The organism is Mesorhizobium neociceri, assembly GCF_013520985.1.
Taxonomy (GTDB): Bacteria; Pseudomonadota; Alphaproteobacteria; order Rhizobiales; family Rhizobiaceae; genus Mesorhizobium; species Mesorhizobium neociceri.
This window is the reverse complement of the sequence record NZ_JACDTY010000002.1, coordinates 759,306-776,248: the sequence shown is the minus strand read 5'-3', so window position 1 is coordinate 776,248 and position 16,943 is coordinate 759,306. Positions and strand designations below refer to the sequence as shown.

18 protein-coding genes are annotated in these 16,943 nt (G+C 62.7%); 12 read left to right on the top strand and 6 right to left on the bottom strand.

Annotated features, from left to right (window positions below; genetic code table 11):
• Position 1 precedes the first annotated feature (1 nt).
• Positions 2 to 478, bottom strand: a complete 477-nt coding sequence (locus H0241_RS07690; protein ID WP_181056790.1) for a DUF2628 domain-containing protein — start codon at positions 476 to 478, stop codon at positions 2 to 4.
• Between the two features lie 4 nt (positions 479 to 482).
• A complete protein-coding gene (gene hisB, locus H0241_RS07685; protein ID WP_181056789.1) occupies positions 483 to 1,082 on the bottom strand; it encodes an imidazoleglycerol-phosphate dehydratase HisB in 600 nt (199 codons plus the stop codon).
• Between the two features lie 240 nt (positions 1,083 to 1,322).
• On the opposite strand from hisB, the gene hslV reads away from it, so the two are divergent.
• The 5 genes from hslV to H0241_RS07660 all read left to right on the top strand — a co-directional run bounded on the left by hslV (position 1,323) and on the right by H0241_RS07660 (position 5,491).
• Positions 1,323 to 1,874 carry an ATP-dependent protease subunit HslV gene (gene hslV / locus H0241_RS07680; protein ID WP_128302721.1) on the top strand — a complete coding sequence of 184 codons (552 nt, stop codon included), beginning with the start codon at positions 1,323 to 1,325 and terminating at the stop codon, positions 1,872 to 1,874.
• The gene (locus tag H0241_RS07675) at positions 1,864 to 2,388 is read left to right on the top strand and encodes a GNAT family N-acetyltransferase (protein WP_181056787.1); all 525 of its coding nucleotides are present in this window, start codon (positions 1,864 to 1,866) and stop codon (positions 2,386 to 2,388) included. Before hslV ends, H0241_RS07675 begins: the two co-directional genes overlap by 11 nt.
• Positions 2,389 to 2,392: 4 nt before the next feature.
• Positions 2,393 to 2,992 (top strand): DUF2585 domain-containing protein, encoded by a 600-nt coding sequence (locus tag H0241_RS07670; protein ID WP_181056785.1) that lies wholly within the window; start codon positions 2,393 to 2,395, stop codon positions 2,990 to 2,992.
• 4 nt (positions 2,993 to 2,996) lie between these two features.
• Positions 2,997 to 4,310 (top strand): ATP-dependent protease ATPase subunit HslU, encoded by a 1,314-nt coding sequence (gene hslU, locus H0241_RS07665; RefSeq protein ID WP_181056784.1) that lies wholly within the window; start codon positions 2,997 to 2,999, stop codon positions 4,308 to 4,310.
• A gap of 224 nt (positions 4,311 to 4,534) precedes the next feature.
• A complete protein-coding gene (locus H0241_RS07660; protein WP_181056783.1) occupies positions 4,535 to 5,491 on the top strand; it encodes a DUF1402 family protein in 957 nt (318 codons plus the stop codon).
• A 61-nt stretch (positions 5,492 to 5,552) separates the two neighbouring features.
• On the opposite strand, the gene H0241_RS07655 is transcribed toward H0241_RS07660, so the two are convergent.
• From H0241_RS07655 to H0241_RS07645, 3 genes are all read right to left on the bottom strand, one after another.
• Positions 5,553 to 6,791: an NAD(P)/FAD-dependent oxidoreductase gene (locus H0241_RS07655; protein WP_407941727.1), complete on the bottom strand. Its 1,239-nt coding sequence runs from the start codon at positions 6,789 to 6,791 to the stop codon at positions 5,553 to 5,555.
• Positions 6,788 to 7,102, bottom strand: coding sequence for a MocE family 2Fe-2S type ferredoxin (locus tag H0241_RS07650; protein ID WP_023744927.1), 315 nt, complete (start codon positions 7,100 to 7,102; stop codon positions 6,788 to 6,790). Before H0241_RS07650 ends, H0241_RS07655 begins: the two co-directional genes overlap by 4 nt.
• Positions 7,103 to 7,190: 88 nt before the next feature.
• Positions 7,191 to 8,282, bottom strand: a complete 1,092-nt coding sequence (locus H0241_RS07645) for a fatty acid desaturase family protein (protein WP_181056782.1) — start codon at positions 8,280 to 8,282, stop codon at positions 7,191 to 7,193.
• A 161-nt stretch (positions 8,283 to 8,443) separates the two neighbouring features.
• Here H0241_RS07645 and H0241_RS07640 point away from each other — a divergent pair, with 161 nt between their 5' ends.
• The 7 genes from H0241_RS07640 (at position 8,444) to H0241_RS07610 (ending at position 16,233) form a co-directional block, all read left to right on the top strand.
• A complete protein-coding gene (locus H0241_RS07640) occupies positions 8,444 to 9,475 on the top strand; it encodes a LacI family DNA-binding transcriptional regulator (RefSeq protein ID WP_181056781.1) in 1,032 nt (343 codons plus the stop codon).
• A gap of 327 nt (positions 9,476 to 9,802) precedes the next feature.
• Positions 9,803 to 10,744: a sugar ABC transporter substrate-binding protein gene (locus H0241_RS07635; protein ID WP_181056779.1), complete on the top strand. Its 942-nt coding sequence runs from the start codon at positions 9,803 to 9,805 to the stop codon at positions 10,742 to 10,744.
• A 106-nt stretch (positions 10,745 to 10,850) separates the two neighbouring features.
• The gene (locus H0241_RS07630) at positions 10,851 to 11,927 is read left to right on the top strand and encodes an ABC transporter permease (RefSeq protein WP_181056778.1); all 1,077 of its coding nucleotides are present in this window, start codon (positions 10,851 to 10,853) and stop codon (positions 11,925 to 11,927) included.
• Between the two features lie 2 nt (positions 11,928 to 11,929).
• Complete coding sequence (locus H0241_RS07625) at positions 11,930 to 12,697, top strand: ATP-binding cassette domain-containing protein (RefSeq protein WP_181056777.1); 768 nt, start codon at positions 11,930 to 11,932, stop codon at positions 12,695 to 12,697.
• Between the two features lie 178 nt (positions 12,698 to 12,875).
• A complete protein-coding gene (gene iolG, locus H0241_RS07620; protein ID WP_181056776.1) occupies positions 12,876 to 13,871 on the top strand; it encodes an inositol 2-dehydrogenase in 996 nt (331 codons plus the stop codon).
• Between the two features lie 33 nt (positions 13,872 to 13,904).
• Complete coding sequence (locus H0241_RS07615; protein ID WP_181056775.1) at positions 13,905 to 14,699, top strand: SDR family oxidoreductase; 795 nt, start codon at positions 13,905 to 13,907, stop codon at positions 14,697 to 14,699.
• Between the two features lie 442 nt (positions 14,700 to 15,141).
• Entirely contained in the window at positions 15,142 to 16,233 is a 1,092-nt protein-coding gene (locus tag H0241_RS07610; protein WP_181056774.1) for a 3-deoxy-7-phosphoheptulonate synthase, read from the top strand.
• A gap of 39 nt (positions 16,234 to 16,272) precedes the next feature.
• On the opposite strand, the gene H0241_RS07605 is transcribed toward H0241_RS07610, so the two are convergent.
• Positions 16,273 to 16,908: a LysE family translocator gene (locus tag H0241_RS07605; RefSeq protein ID WP_181056773.1), complete on the bottom strand. Its 636-nt coding sequence runs from the start codon at positions 16,906 to 16,908 to the stop codon at positions 16,273 to 16,275.
• Positions 16,909 to 16,943: the final 35 nt, after the last annotated feature.

Below are 16,943 nucleotides of genomic sequence, written 5' to 3'. Positions count from 1 at the left end.
CTCAGGCTTTTCCCGACGTGTGGGTCAGCCCGAGCGTCAGCCCGGTCTGCGCCGGCCGGGCAAGGCTGGCGTCGGGCACGATGCGCGGCATCGGCGCCGGTTCATCGGCGAGTGCCTCGGCATCCAGCGTCTGGCGGATATCGGCATCGTCCTGATTGTCGGCTTGGATGACGCCCCATTCATGCCAGCCGCGGCGGCGAAGTGCTGCGATGCGCAACCCTTGGCCTTCCAGCCCGATATAGAGCGAGACCAGCAGCGACAGCGCCGAGCTCGCCCAATCCAGCCCCAGCCTTTGGCCGAGCAGCGAGATGACGCCCATGGCGACAAAGGCGAGCGCGGCCTCGACCCACAGCCGGTGCCAGGCGAGCCATAGCGGCGCCAGCAGGAAAGCCAGCCAGGAGAACCCGTCGCGGACAAAAATGGTTGCGTCGGCCGCCTCGGTGCGGCCTGGCGGTTCCATCACGACATAGATGGCCATCAGCCTACCCTTTCAGAGATCCCTTGGTGGAGGGAACCGCGTCTGGCTGGCGCGGGTCGCGCTCCAGTGCTGCACGCAGCGCACGCGCAACCGCCTTGAAGCAGGTCTCGGCGATATGGTGGTTGTTGGCGCCGTAGTGATTGGTGACATGCAGCGTGATGCCGGCATTCTGCGCCAGCGCCTGGAAGAATTCGCGCACCAGTTCGGTGTCGAACGTGCCGATCTTCGGCGACGAGAAGGCGACGTTCCAGACCAGGAACGGCCGGCCGGACACGTCGATCGCCGCGCGTGTCAGCGTTTCGTCCATGGCGAGATCAATCGAGGCATAGCGCATAATGCCGCGCCGCTCGCCCAGCGCCTTGGCCAGCGCCTGGCCAATCGCAATGCCGGTATCCTCGACCGTGTGGTGGTCGTCTATGTGCAGGTCGCCCTTGGCCTTGACCGTGATGTCGATCAGCGAGTGGCGCGACAGCTGGTCCAGCATATGGTCGAAGAAGCCGACGCCCGTCGACATGTCGGAGATACCGGTGCCGTCGACATGGACCGACACGGCGATGTCGGTTTCCTTGGTCTTGCGGCTGACTTCGGCGGAACGGGACGCCATGACCTTGTCCTTGTCTTTGGGCACACGACTGGGGCGAAACGTAAAGACAATGCCTCCAAGCGCTCATTTGCTTGAAAACGAAAGCCTTCTAGCAGCATGATCCGGCGATGGCCAGTTGCGATGCGGGCTTCCATCGGCCATGCCGAAGGCGGTTTGCAATCGTTAGCCCCATGCATACATATGGCCGATCGAAATCCCGCGCCAATCGCCTTATCGGGATCGCGCGAATCGGAGCTACAAATGTCGAATGAACTGACCATGCACGCCACGACCATCGTGACGGTGCGCAAGGGCAACAAGGTGGTGATCGCCGGCGACGGCCAGGTCAGCCTTGGCCAGACCATCATGAAAGGCAACGCCAAGAAGGTGCGCCGCATCGGCAAGGGCGGCAACGTCATTGCCGGTTTCGCCGGTGCCACGGCGGACGCCTTCACCCTGCTTGAGCGGCTGGAAGCCAAGCTCGAACAATATCCCGACCAATTAACACGCGCCTGCGTCGAGCTCGCCAAGGACTGGCGCACCGATCGCTATCTGCGTCGGCTGGAAGCGATGATGCTGGTTGCCGACAAGTCGGTGTCGCTGGCGCTGACCGGCACCGGCGACGTGCTCGAACCCGAATTCGGCGTCATGGCCATCGGCTCCGGCGGCAATTACGCTCTGGCCGCCGCCCGCGCGCTGATGGACTCCGACAAGGACGCCGAGGAGATCGCCCGCAAGGCGATGCAGATCGCCTCCGACATCTGCGTCTACACCAACAACAATTTCGTCATTGAAACGCTCGATGCCGCCTGAGTCGGCGGTGCTCTATGATTTTCGGCCGGTGACCGAAAGGGACCTGCCGATGATTGCCGGCTGGCTGGGCGAGCCGCATGTCGCGCAATGGTGGGACGATCCGGAGACCGAAATTGCAGGGATTCGGGAGAACATCGACTCGATTTCCGTCGAGCCGCTGATCGTCGAACTCGACGGCAGGCCGATCGCCTATCTGCAGAGCTACGATCCGCATCTGGAGGACGGCCATCCCTATGCCGACCAGCCTTTCGGCACGCTCGGCATCGATCTGTCGATCGGCGTGCCGGACCTCGTCGGCAAAGGCCATGGTTCGGCCATCGTCAGGCAGTTCGTCGAACAGCTGTTCGAGGAGGGCGCGCCGCGCGTCATCATCGATCCGCATCCCGACAATGGCCGCGCCATCCGCGCCTATGAAAAGGCGGGCTTCAGGGCTATCGATCGCAGGCACTCGGAATATGGGGACGTCGTGCTGATGGCCGTCGATGCCGAAGGCGACGCGCAAGAGGGGGAATAACCTGATGACGACACTGGGCGGGGACAAAAATTACTCGGCCGACGAAGACAGCTGGCGGATGGGGCTTCTGCTCGTGCTCGCTCTGCTCATCTTCCAGGCCGGCGCGCTATACGGCATGGGCCGCACGCCGATCTGCACCTGCGGCTACGTCAAACTCTGGCACGGCGTGGTGAACAGTTCGGAGAATTCACAGCACATTTCCGACTGGTACACCTTCTCCCACATCATCCACGGCTTCCTGTTCTACGCCTTGGCCTGGTTCCTGTTTCCGCGTTCGCCGATCGGCCTGCGCCTGGCGTTTGCGGTCGTCATCGAAGGCGGCTGGGAGCTCCTGGAAAACAGCCCGTTCATCATCGACCGCTACCGGGCCGGCACCATTTCGCTGGATTACTACGGCGACTCGATCATCAATTCGGTGTCCGACACACTGGCCATGGTGCTGGGATTTGTGATGGCCAGAAAGCTACCTATATCAGTCGTCGTCGGCCTCGCCATCATCTTCGAACTGGGTGTCGGCTACCTCATCCGGGACAATCTGACGCTCAACGTGATCATGCTGCTGCATCCGTTCGAGTCCATCAAGCAGTGGCAAAGTGGAATGTAGTGATATGACCACCTTCTCTCCCCGTGAAATCGTTTCGGAACTCGACCGCTTCATCATTGGCCAGAAGGACGCCAAGCGCGCCGTGGCCATCGCCTTGCGCAATCGCTGGCGCCGCCAGCAGCTGGAAGGCCAGATGCGCGAAGAGGTGATGCCGAAGAACATCCTGATGATCGGCCCGACCGGCGTCGGCAAGACCGAGATCTCGCGCCGCCTGGCGCGGCTCGCCGGCGCGCCCTTCGTCAAGGTCGAAGCGACCAAGTTCACCGAAGTCGGCTATGTCGGCCGTGATGTCGAGCAGATCATCCGCGACCTCGTCGAGATCGCCATCGGCCTGGTGCGCGACAAGATGCGCGAGGACGTCAAGGCGCGCGCCCACCTCAACGCCGAGGAGCGCGTGCTGGAGGCCCTGGTCGGCAAGACGGCGAGCCCGGCCACCCGCGACAGCTTCCGCAAGAAGCTGCGCGACGGCGAGCTAGACGACAAGGAAATCGAGATCGAGGTCGCCGACACCGGTACCGGCGGCATGCCCGGCTTCGAGATTCCCGGCATGCCGGGTGCCAATATCGGCGTGCTCAACATCAACGATATGCTGTCGAAGGCGATGGGCGGCAAGAAGACCAAGGCGCGCAAGACGACGGTGAAGGAATCTTACGCGCTGCTGGTCAACGACGAGTCCGACAAGCTGCTCGATCAGGACGAGGTCGTGCGCCTGGCGCTGGATGCGACCGAGAACGACGGCATCGTCTTCCTCGACGAGATCGACAAGATCGCCTCGCGCGAAGGCGGCATGGGCGCCGGCGTTTCACGCGAAGGCGTGCAGCGCGACCTGCTGCCGCTGATCGAAGGCACGACGGTGGCGACCAAATACGGGCCGTTGAAGACCGACCACATCCTGTTCATCGCCTCGGGCGCGTTCCACGTATCGAAGCCGTCGGACCTGTTGCCGGAGTTGCAAGGCCGCCTGCCGATCCGAGTCGAGTTGCGGGCGCTGGAGAAGGACGATTTCGTCCGCATCCTGACCGAGACCGAGGCCAGCCTGATCAAGCAGTATATCGCGCTGATGAAGACCGAGGGCGTCGACCTGACCTTCACCGACGACGCCATCGATTCGCTGGCCGGCATCGCCGTCGACCTCAACGCCAGCGTCGAAAACATCGGCGCCCGGCGCCTGCAGACGGTGATGGAGCGCGTGCTGGACGAGATCTCGTATGACGCGCCGGACCGCAATGGCACCAGCGTGACCATCGACGCCGCCTATGTGGAAAAGCATGTCGGCGACCTCTCCAGAAACACAGATTTGTCGCGATTCATCCTTTAAACGGGGGCGCCGGATCAGTCCGGCGCCGGTTCAGGCAACAATTTCCGGCAAACAGCATGATGTGTGGCCGGATGGTATCATCGGGCCACCTTTCGTCTTGCCGGGTGCAGGGGCACTCTCGACTCAACCGGGAGCACTCCCTAGTTTGCGCGGCAATTCTCTAGACGCAATTCCGGACGGAAAACCGTTTCCCACTTTTCCTGGAATTGCTTAGGCGGCGGCGCATGAAAAAACTGATCCTGATCATTCTCGGCTTGACGCTGGCGGCGACGCTGTTCGCCGCCGACGCGGCAACATTGGTGCCGGCGGGCAACCGCAATGCCGTGCAGCCCGACATCCCGGGCGCATCGAGCCGTCGCACCCAGGCCACCAACACCACCTTCCAGGCCAAATACCGCAAGGTCTATGCCCTGCTGCAGAGTGACGCCGAACTGCGCGCCAAGATCAAGAAGGCGGCCGCCGCTTACGGCATCAACCCCTTGCATATCGTCGGCGCCATCGTCGGCGAGCACACCTACAATGTCGACGCCTACGACCGGCTGCAGACCTATTACGTCAAGGCGATCTCCTACCTCTCCAGCAAGCTGTCCTTCGCCTATGATGGCGAGGACATAACGGATTTCGTGCAGCGGCCGGAATTCAAGAAATGCACAATGTCCGACAGCTACGATCTGTGGGAATGCCGCGAGCAGGTGTGGAACCACTCTTTCCGCGGCAAGACCGTCGGTGGCACAAGCTTTCCCAACGACCGCTTCGGCGCCACCTTCTTCCAGCCCTATTATGCCGGCCAGACCTTTGGCCTCGGCCAGCTCAACCCGCTGACCGCGCTGCAGATGAGTGATCTCGTCCACAAGGTTTCGGGACTGCCGGAGCTTGATGTCGGCGACCCGAACGGGGTCTACAAGACCATCATGGACCCGGACCTCACGCTGCCCTATGTGGCGGCGACGATCCGCAAGTCGATCGACGCCTACAAGAGCATTGCCGGCTTCGACATTTCGGGCAATCCGGGGCTGACCGCCACGCTCTACAATGTCGGCAATCCCGAGCAGCGCGCCTATGCGCTGAAGGCCGAAAACGACAAGCGCCGCGCCGCCGGCGAACCGGAAAAGCTGCCGGAAGAGAATTATTACGGCTGGCTGGTCAACGACAAGCTGGACGAGCTGAAGGCGCTGTTTTAGGGGCGCAGTCGCCCTTCTTCGCGGTGTCTGCGGCGCAGGTCTCAACGATTGGCCGAGCGACTCACGCCGCCAGCAACGACTTCAGCTTCACATCCTGCGAACCCAACGCCTCCGGCGCCGGCCTTGCCCGCCTGGCGATCAGCATCTCGGCCAGCCTGATGTCGCGCGCCACCGCATTGCCGGGGCCGATGCCGCTTGCCGACACCAGCCTGCCATCTTCGGCGAGATGGAATAGGATGAAGGCGCCGTCTCCAAGGTCGCGGCGCACCGTCGTCTTGCCTTCGTCGGAAAGCCCTGCGATCTGCAGCGACAGCCCATACTGATCCGACCAGAACCACGGCACGGCTGCATGCGCCTCGTCGGCGCCCAGCATGTTCCTGGCCGCCAGCGCGCCCTGTTCCTGGGCGTTGCGCCAGGCCTCCAGCCGCACCCGCCGGCCGCCATAGACAGCGAGCGGAAAGGAGCAGCAGTCGCCGGCGGCAAAGATGTCGGGATCGCTGGTTTGGAGTTCGCCGTCGACGGCAATGCCGTTGTCGACGGTCAGGCCCGCCTCGGCGGCAAGTCCGGTGACCGGCACGGCGCCGATGCCGATGACGGCGAGATCGGCGTCGATTGACCGTCCATCGGCGAACGAGATGCGGACCTTGGCGCCATCGTCGGCGAGATCGGCGATCCCCACGCCGGTAAGCACGGTCACGCCTTCGCTTTCATGCGCGGCATGGATGACTTCAGCGATCTCGGCCGGCACACCACGCATCAGGATACGCGGCTGCGCCTCGATGACGGTAACTGCGGCGCCGAGCTTGCGCGACGCGGCCGCGAGTTCTAGCCCGATGAAGCCGCCGCCAATGATCGCGATACGGTTGCCCGGGCTCAGATGGCTGCGAATGGCGAGCGCGTCGGCAAAGGTGCGGAGGTATACACAGCGCGCGCCCAACCCGGGCATTGGCAGCCTGCGCGGTGTCGAGCCGGTCGCCAGCAGCAGTTTGTCGTAGGGCAGGACAGAACGGTCCGAGAGCCGCACCGTATGCGCCGCACGATCGATCCCTACGGCTTGAACGGAATGGATATGCCGTATCGATTTCTCGGTCAGCATTTCGTCGCTGGCGATCGCCTTGATTTCAGGCGCATCGCTAATCATCGCATCCTTGGACAGAGGCGGACGTTCATAGGGCAGATGCGGCTCGTCGCCGACCAGCGTCACTGACCCGTCATAGCCGAGCTCGCGTAACGCAAGGGCTGCCCGCCCGCCACATTCGCCGGCGCCAATGATGACCATCCCCGCTTGCATCACCATCATCCAATCTGGATCAGCACTTTGCCGGCCTCGACCTTCACCGGATAGGTCGCGAGGTTGACGCAGACCGGCGCGCCGCGCGCCGCCCCGGTCTTGTAATTGAAGCGGCCATTGTGCTTGGGGCATTCGATGATGTCGTCCATCACCAGCCCATCGGCCAGATGCACCTTCTCATGCGTGCACAGGCCATCCGTGGCGAAATAATCATCGTCGGGGCTGCGATAGATGGCGAAAGTGCGGCCCCCATGATCGAAGCGCATCACATCCTCTTCATCGATATCGCCGGCCGCACAGGCCTCGACCCAGTCGCTCATGCATTCCTCCCTAAAAGCAATTCCAGGAAAAGTGCGTAGCGGTTTTCCGTTCGGAATTGCGTCAAAACAAAAAGTCTAATCGCCGCGATCATTCCGCCGCGGCGGCGACCGCGTCGTTGTGAAATTCCTCGCGGTATGGCCGCGCAGTCGGTGGCAGCTCGCGCTTGAGGAAATAGTCCTCGTTGCGCAGCTGGCGCAGGAAGGCCGGGATCATCTCGCGGTAACCGGCCAGGATCGACGGCGTCGGCGCCGGCAGATCGTGCTTGATCAGTTCATGCAGCCTGGGCAGCGCGTGATAGGGCACCATCGGGAACATGTGATGCTCGACGTGATAATTCATGTTCCAGTAGATGAAACGGCTGACCGGGTTCATGTAGACGGTGCGGCTGTTCAGCCGATGGTCGATGACATTGTCGGCGAGGCCGCCATGCTGCAGCAGGCCGGTCATGACATGGTGCCACGCGCCGTAAAGCCTCGGCAGTCCGACCAGCATCATGGGGAGGAACGAACCCGAATAAAGCGCCAGCACGATCGTCGCAGCATAGATCGCCGTCCAGATGCGGGCGATGCGGATCGCCTTCGGCTGCTCCTGCTCGGGAATGAAGGTCTTTTCCGCCGGGCTGATGATGCCGGCGGCGTTGCGAACCATGTCGAGCATCGCATGCCAGGCGTCGAGCACACCGACGAACGCCAGCATGACGCGCAGCAGGTCTGGCGGCCGCATGACCGAGATTTCGGGGTCGCGGCCGACGATGATGGTGTCTGTGTGATGGCGGGTATGGCTCCATCGCCAGGTCACCGGATTGCGCATGATCATGAAGCAGGCGATCTGATAGACCGCATCGTTCATCCATTGCGTGCGGAAGGCGGTGCCGTGGCCGCATTCGTGCCAGCGTGAATCGGTGGACGAGCCGTAGAGCACGCCATAGACGAAGAAGAACGGCACGCACCACCACGTGCCCCAGAACCAGGCGCCGCCGGCGGCGCTCAGGATCAGCGCGGTAAGCCAGATCGCGGTGTCGCGGATTGCCGGCCCGTCGGAGCGCTGCATCAGCTCCTTCATCTGCTTGCGCGGAATATCTGTGTGATACCACTCGGCCGCCGACAAGCCGGTCTCGACGGCGAGCTTGGCGTCGCGGCCGATCAGGCTGTAGTCGCGCTGGGACGGTGTAGCAGTCATGATTGCCTCCCACGGCAACGGCGCTCGCTTTAGCGAATGCCAGCCTGGCTTCGAGCGTGAAAATAACGCCGACGCATGATAGACTCAACATCACAAAGATAGTTTCTATCATTTCCTATCAGCATGATGTAGAAGCTTCGGACGAATCCAACGAGGCGAGCATGGCGAAACGGCCGACCATCACCGACCTGGCGCGCATTTCCGGGGTAAGCGTTGCCACGGTGGACCGCGTGCTCAACAGTCGCCTGCCGGTGCGCGAGGAAACGGCGCGCCGCGTCTACGAGGCAGCGACCGAGATCGGCTATCACGCCGCCGGCCTGATCAAGCAGCGCCTGCGCCATGAACTGCCGGAGTATCGGCTCGGCTTCCTGCTGCTCAGGGGCAATTACGTCTTCTACAGCGAATTCGCGCGCCAGCTTGAGCTGGCAGTGTCGCAATCGCCGCGCTTCCGTGGCGTCGCCATGATCGACTTTGCCGATTCGCTCGCCCCCGACGAGATCGTCGAGCGTGCCCGCAAGCTGGCTTCCAAATGCCGGGCCGTCGCTCTGGTCGGACCTGATCACCCGACAGTGACGGTCGCCGTCGAGGAGATGAAGGCCAAAGGCCTGCCGATCTTCTCTCTGCTGTCCGATTTCGCTGCCGGCATTCGCGAGGGCTATGTCGGCCTCGACAACCGCAAGGTCGGCCGCACCGCGGCCTGGATGATCTCGAAGGCCGCGAAGCGGCCGGGCAAAGTCGCGCTGTTCGTCGGCAGCCATCGCTTCCACGGCCATGAGATGCGCGAGATCGGCTTCCGCTCCTTCTTTCGCGAACAGGCGCCGGAGTTCACCTTGCTGGAAACGCTGGTCAATCTGGAAGCCAATGAGATCACCCAGGGCACGCTGGTCAATCTTCTCGGCAGCCACCCAGATCTCGTCGGCTGCTATGTCGCCGGCGGCGGCATGGAGGGCGCGGTCGCGGCGCTGAGGCAAGCCAAGCCGGCCGAGATGCCGGCCGTCATCTGCAACGAGATCACGGCGGTGTCGCGCGCGGCTTTGGCCGACGGCATCCTGACCATGGTGATCTCTACACCGCTGGCGGCACTCAGCCGCGAACTGGTCGACCTGATGGCGCATGCCATAGAGACGGGCGCCGCCAACGCGCCGGGCCAGACGTTTTTGCCGTTCGACATTTATCTGCCCGAGAATATCTAGGGCGGGCGACACCGACGACCCGGTCGAGGCGTCCAACGCCTCGGCCAGCTTCCGGCGTTGGGCAGCGGCGATAGCGCCCATTATCCGAAAATCCTCCATCCGCTTTTGGAATGTCTCTTGACGTCTCGCGGAGAAATGGAATAAATATTTCACCAACTAGGTATTTTGGTTCTTTCGTTCCGGAACATCTGTTTCAAACAGGGAGCCTGGCGTTCCAATCGTAGGGAAGCGCCATCCGGAAGAAAGGCATTCGGGAGAGATTCCTCGGGCGATCGGGGATTCCGGGTAGATCGGTGCAGCCGGACACCAATGTGGAGGAGAAACACAATGAAGAAACTGATTTTGGGCGTCGCCTTTGCGGCGCTGATGAGTTCGTCCGCTTTTGCCGCCAAGGTCGGCGTGTCGATGGCCAAGTTCGACGACAACTTCCTGACGGTGCTGCGCAACGGCATGATCGAGCAGGCCAAGGGCATGAGCGGCGTTGAGCTGCAGGTCGAAGACGCGCAGAACGACGTCGCCAAGCAGCTCGACCAGATCAAGAACTTCGCCGCTTCGGGCGTCGACGCCATCATCGTCAACCCGGTCGACACCTCGGCCACGCAGGCGATGTCGGATGCCGCTGCCGCCGCCAAGATACCGCTGGTCTACGTCAACCGCGAGCCGGTCAATGTCGACACGCTGCCCGACAACCAGGCCTTCGTCGCTTCGAACGAGGCCGATTCCGGCACGCTCGAGACCAAGGAAGTTTGCCGCCTGTTCACCGAAGCCGGCAAGAAGGAAGCCAATGTCTATGTCATCATGGGCGAGCTTTCCAACCAGGCCGCCGTGCAGCGCACCAAGGACATCGAAGAGGTGATCGCCACGCCGGACTGCAGCTTCATCAAGATCATCGACAAGCAGACTTCGAACTGGAACCGCGACGAAGCGCAGAACCTGATGACCAACTGGCTGTCGACCGGCAAGCCGTTCGACGGCGTCATCGCCAACAATGACGAAAGCGCCATCGGCGCCATCCAGGCGATGAAGGCGGCAAATGTCGACATGAAGACGGTCGTTGTCGGCGGCGTCGACGCCACCCAGGACGCGCTGGCCGCCATGCAGGCCGGCGACCTCGACGCAACCGTGTTCCAGGACGCGGCCGGTCAGGGCGCTGGCGCACTCGATGCGGCGCTGAAGCTCGCCAAGGGCGAGAAGGTCGAGCACAAGGTCTACGTGCCCTTCCAGCTCGTGACGCCTGCCAACATCGACAAGTTCCTGAAGAAGAACTGAGCCGACGACCCGTTCGACTAACGGAGCGGCGCTACCGCGCCGCTCCTGTTTCCCTCACCGCCCTTAACGGGCGGGAGGGCAGTTGCGGCCTCACGGAGGACAAGACATGTCACAGACATCTCATGGCGTCGGCGGCGTCAGCTATGACGCGAAGAGGCGCACATGGCCGGCCGAATTCAACGTCTTCCTGGCGCTGGTCATCCTGGTAATCGTCTTCGAACTGATCGGCCGCATCTTTCTCGGCGACTCCTTCCTGTTCAACACCCGCGACAACGTCGCCGGCATCTTCAATGAAGCCCGCCTGCAGATCATCATCCTGCAGGTGTCGATCGTCGGCATCATCGCCATCGGCGTCACGCAGGTGATCATTTGCGGCGGCATCGACCTGTCCTCCGGTTCGATCGTCGGCGCCACCGCCATGATCGCCATGAGCTTTGCCCAGGTGGCGACTGTCAACGGCAACCCCAACCCCAAGGCGATGTTCCTGGCGCAAGGCTGGACTGACCTGCCGGTCATCGTACCGGTGCTGGTGGCGATCGCTTGCGGCATGCTCGCCGGCCTGATCAACGGCTCGTTGATCGCCTACACGCGTATCCCGCCCTTCATCGCCACGCTCGGCATGATGATCACCGCGCGCGGCATCGCCAAATGGTGGTCCAAAGGCCAGCCGATCTCGTTTCCCACCGACAGTTTTGCCGCCATCAGCACCGGTTCGAGGCCGGTCATCATCTTCCTGGCGCTGGCGGTGCTGTTTCAGCTGATCCTGACCTATACGCGCTACGGCAAGCATTGTTATGCCATCGGATCCAATGAGGATGCGGCGCGCATGTCCGGCATCAAGATCCCCAATCACAAGATACTCGTCTACACGATCGCCGGCATTCTTGCCTCGCTCGCCGCGGTCGTGCTGTGCTCCAAGAACCTGACCGCCCAGTCCGGCATGGGTGTGATGTATGAACTCGACGCCATCGCCATGGCGGTTATCGGCGGCGTCTCTTTGTCGGGCGGTCGCGGCTCGATCATCGGCACGGTGATCGGCGCGCTGATCTTCGGCGTCATCATTTCCGGCTTCACCTTCCTGCGCCTCGACGCCTACTATCAGGAGATGGTGAAGGGCGTGATCATCGTCGGCGCGGTCGTTCTCGACCAGTGGCGTCAACGCATGCGGGCATTGAGGGCTTGACCATGTCAGACATCGTCCTGAAGACCGAAAACCTCACCAAGCGCTATGGCGGCGTACATGCGCTGGAAGGCGCCAATTTCGAGCTGCGCAAGGGCGAACATGTCGCCATCATGGGCGACAACGGTGCCGGCAAGTCGACCTTCGTGCGCCAGATCACCGCCGTCGAGCAGCGCACCAGCGGCCAGATATGGTTCGACGGCAAGGAAGTGAACTTTGCCGGGCCGATCGAGGCCCGTACGGCGGGCATCGAGACCGTGTTCCAGAACCTGGCGCTGGCCGACGATCTCGACGTGCCATCGAACCTGTTCCTCGGCCGCGAAAAGGTGCTGTTCAACCTCGGCCCGTTCTCGATCCTCGACCGCAAATACATGCGCAAGGCGACCGAAGCGGCGCTTGTCCGCACGGCGGTGAAAATCCCCAACCTGTCCAACACCATCCGCCACATGTCGGGCGGCCAGCGCCAGTGCGTGGCGATCGCCAGGACCGCGACCTTCGCCTCCAAGCTGATCATCATGGACGAGCCGACCGCCGCCCTTGGCGTGCAAGAGACGGCGCAGGTCGAAAACATCATCCGTACGCTGAAGGCAAACGGCGAGCCGCTGATCCTGATCAGCCACAACATGCGCCAGGTGTTCGACCTGTGCGATCGCATCGTCGTGTTCCGGCGCGGCCGCATCGTTGCCAATCTGCGCAAGGAAAGCACCGACGGCAACGACATCGTCTCCTACATCACCGGCGCGAAGACCGGAGAGGCGGAGCTCGCGGCCTAAACAGGATGGTCATCCGGTTTCCGGGACGATCTGGCGCGCTGAGCAATTCCAGGAAAAGTGTGAAACGGTTTTCCGTCCGGAATTGCGCCAAAACGAAAGAAAATAACATTGCCACCTTTCCTCAAAAGGAAGGTGCCGACACAACTCTCTCGAACCCATCCCCCTAGAGGAAATACCAATGACTGTTCGTTTCGCTCTCCTCGGTGCCGGCCGCATCGGCAAGGTCCACGCCCGCGCCGTCGGCTCCAACCCGCAGGCAAAACTGGTGGCCGTCGCCGATGCCTTCGAGAAGGCAGCGACCGAGCTGGCGACGGCCTATGGCGCCGAAGTGCGCACAATCGACGCCATCGAGAAATCCAAGGACATCGACGCAGTCGTCATCTGCACGCCGACCGACACCCATGCCGATCTGATCGAGCGCTTCGCCAAGGCCGGCAAGGCGATCTTCTGCGAGAAGCCGATCGACCTCAACGTCAAGCGCGTCGAGAAGTGCCTGGCTGTGGTCGACAAGGCCAAGGCGACGCTGATGGTCGGTTTTAACAGGCGCTTCGATCCGCATTTCGCCGCCGTGCGCAAGGCGATCGACGACGGCGCCATCGGCACCGTCGAGATGGTCACCATCACCTCGCGCGATCCAGGCGCCCCGCCGATCGACTACATCAAGCGCTCGGGCGGCATTTTTCGCGATATGACCATCCATGATTTCGACATGGCGCGCTTCCTGCTCGGCGAAGAGGTGGTCGCGGTCAGCGCCCATGCCTCGGTGCTTGTGGACAAGAAGATCGGTGAGGCCGGCGACTTCGATAGCGTCAGCGTCATCCTCGAGACCGCGTCCGGCAAGCAGGCCGTCATCTCCAACTCGCGCCGCGCCACCTATGGCTACGACCAGCGCATCGAGGTGCATGGTTCCAAGGGCATGGTCGCCGCCGAAAACCAGCGGCCGGTGTCGATCGAGGTCGCCAATGAGAAGGGCTATACCCGCCCGCCGCTGCACGACTTCTTCATGACACGCTATCTCGACGCCTACGCCATCGAGATCGCTGCCTTCATCGCCGCCGCAACCTCGGGCAAGAAGGCATCGCCGAGCGGCGCCGACGGCCTCGTCGCGCTGAAGCTGGCCGATGCGGCGCTGAAATCGGCGACATCAGGCAAGACCGCCCGTCTGGACAAGTAAGAACGTTTAGCAAGAACCCACAGGAGCAGAGCGATGAGCGCATCAGCCGATCGCAATTCGAACACACGCGCCATCGTCACCGGCGGCGCGCAAGGTATCGGCTTTGCCGTCGCCGAGGCGCTGGCCGACGAAGGCTGCCGGGCGCTGGCGCTCATCGGCCGCTCGCAGGAGAAGGGCGACAAGGCGGTCGCTCACTTCAAGAAAGCGGGTGTCGATGCGATCTTCATCAGCGCCGACGTTTCGAACGTGACCGATTGCAAGCGCGCGGTGGCAACCGCGATCTCGCATTTTGGCACCATCAACGTGTTGGTCAATGCCGCCGCGACTTCGGCGCGCGGCTCGCTGGTCGAAACCTCTGAAGAGGTCTTCGACCAGATTTTCCAGACCAATGTGCGCGGCCCTTTCTTCCTGATGCAGGGCGTGGTGGCGCATCTGCTGGAGAAGAAGGCTCCGGGTTCGATCGTCAATGTGCTGTCGATGTCGGCGCATTGCGGCCAGTCGTTCCTGGCGCCCTATTCCTCCAGCAAAGGCGCGCTGGCGACGCTGACCAAGAACGTCGCCAACGCCTATCGCTTCAACCGCATCCGCTGCAACGCCGTGCTGCCCGGCTGGATGGATACTGAAGGCGAGGACATCGTGCAGAAGAAATGGCACGGCGCATCCGACGACTGGCTGGCAAAGGCCGAGGCCGGCCAGCCGATGGGCCAGTTGGTAAAGCCGGACCAGCTCGCGCGGCTGATCAGCTACATGGCCAGCCCGCAATCCGGCGTCATGACGGGATCGCTGGTCGACTATGACCAGAGCATCGCCGGGGCTTCGCCGGAGTAAGGAGCCAGCGCCGCGGCCGGCCCCATTTCTCCCCGTCACTATACGGGGAGAAATGCCCGGCAGGGCAATGAGGGGCAGCACCGACTTTGACAGTTACAGGGTCTCGATTGAAGTCAGCGCTTTTCGCCGCTGTCCTATCCTCCGAAGCAAGCGCTGCCCCTCACCTGCCTGCCGGCATCCTCTCCCCGTATAGTGACGGGGAGAGGGGGCGCTCTCGCCAGCGATTTCGCCAACTTATTTACGGCACGTGACAAGCGCCTCGGCATCGACTATATGAGCCTCATGATCAACCTGACCGCCAAATATTGGTACTTTAGCAGCTCGCTGGCGGCGGGAGGATTGCGCTCGATCTGAAGATTGCAGCAACAACATCCGAACAGCCGCCAGACCTGGCGGCTTTTTTGTATCAGCCGGCAGGTCTCCCAACCAGGAGCAGAAAGCCGTGTTGACCACCACAGACGACCTTCGGGTCATGGAAATCCGAGAACTGAGCACGCCGGACCAGGTGATGCGGGAGATCCCGCGCACACTGACGGCGACGCGCACCGTGAGCGCCTCACGCAACGCCACCCACGCCATTTTGAACGGGACCGACGACCGGCTGCTGGTCATCGTCGGCCCCTGTTCGATCCACGATCCGGTCGCGGCCGTTGACTATGCCAGCCGTCTGGCGGCGCTGCGCGAGACCCTGTCCGACCGGCTCGAGATCGTGATGCGGGTCTATTTCGAAAAGCCGCGCACGACCGTCGGCTGGAAAGGCCTGATCAACGATCCCGACCTCGACGGCAGCTTCAACATCGACAAGGGGTTGCGGATGGCGCGCAACGTGCTGTCGGCCGTCAACAATCTCGGCCTGCCGGCGGCGACCGAATTCCTCGACATGACCACGCCGCAATACATTGCCGACCTCGTCGCCTGGGGCGCGATCGGCGCGCGCACCACCGAGAGCCAGATCCACCGTGAACTGGCGTCGGGCCTGTCGTGCCCGGTCGGCTTCAAGAACGGCACCGACGGCAATCTCAGGATCGCCGCCGAGGCGGTGAAATCCGCCGCCCAGCCGCATCATTTCATGGCTGTGACCAAGGGCGGGCGCAGCGGCATTGCCACCACCACCGGCAATGAGGACTGCCACGTCATCCTGCGCGGCGGCGTTCAGCCGAACTACGACGCGGCAAGCGTCGAGGCAGCCTCTGTGGAACTCGCCCGCATCGGCGTTGCGCCTAGGTTGATGATCGATGTCAGCCACGCCAACTCCAGCAAGAAGCCGGAGAACCAGCCCAAGGTGGCGGCCGATGTCGCCGGCCAGGTCGCCGCCGGCGACGAGCGCATCATCGGCGTCATGATCGAGAGCAATCTCGTTGCCGGCCGCCAGGATGTGGTGCCGGGCAAGCCGCTGGTCTATGGCCAGAGCATCACCGATGGCTGCATCGACTGGGCGACGACCGAGACGGTGCTGCACGGTCTCGCCGGCGCCGTCGAATGGCGCCGCTCGACCCGCCGCGCCATGCTGGAGAACCGGCAGGGAGCGGCTTGATTCGCATGCCATATACGGAGAGGGCGGTGCTTGCAGAGATCACGCCGCCCTCAGCCCCTCCCATGCGGTGAACACCGAGACCGCAAACAGCAGCAATCCAGCCGCTCGCCCTGCAATCGCCGTTGCTCGCGGATTGGCCACCAGCAGATTGCGGCTGCGGCCGGCAGTGATGGCGAGCCCGCCATAGATCGCGGCCTGCGTCAGCACCGTCAACAGGCCCATGATTGTCGCCTGCATCCAGATCGGACCGTAATCCGGCTTCAGGAACTGCGGATAGACGGCGAGGATGAACAAATAGGCCTTGGGGTTGATCAAGCAGGTCATGAGACCCTGGCGAAACGCCTTCCAGGCCGAGCGGCTGCCGGCAGGCCCGTCATGGCCGACGGTGATGGAGCTGCGCATCAGCGTGATGCCGATGAAGGCCATGTAGGCGGCGCCCGCAAGCAGCAGCGGCTTGAACAGGATCGGCACGAAATGCATCAGCAGGCCGACGCCGATGGCGCCATTCAGCGTGTGCACCATGCCGCCAACCATGATGCCGCCGGTGGCGGCCAGACCCCTGTCGCGGCCGCCGGTCAGCGCATTGGCGAGCACGAACAGCATGTCCATGCCGGGTACGACAATGATGCCGAACAGCAGGATAAAGAACAGCCAGAGATTTTCCGCGTAACTCATGTCAGTTGCCTGTCGCTTTCTGCTGGGGTGCCGTT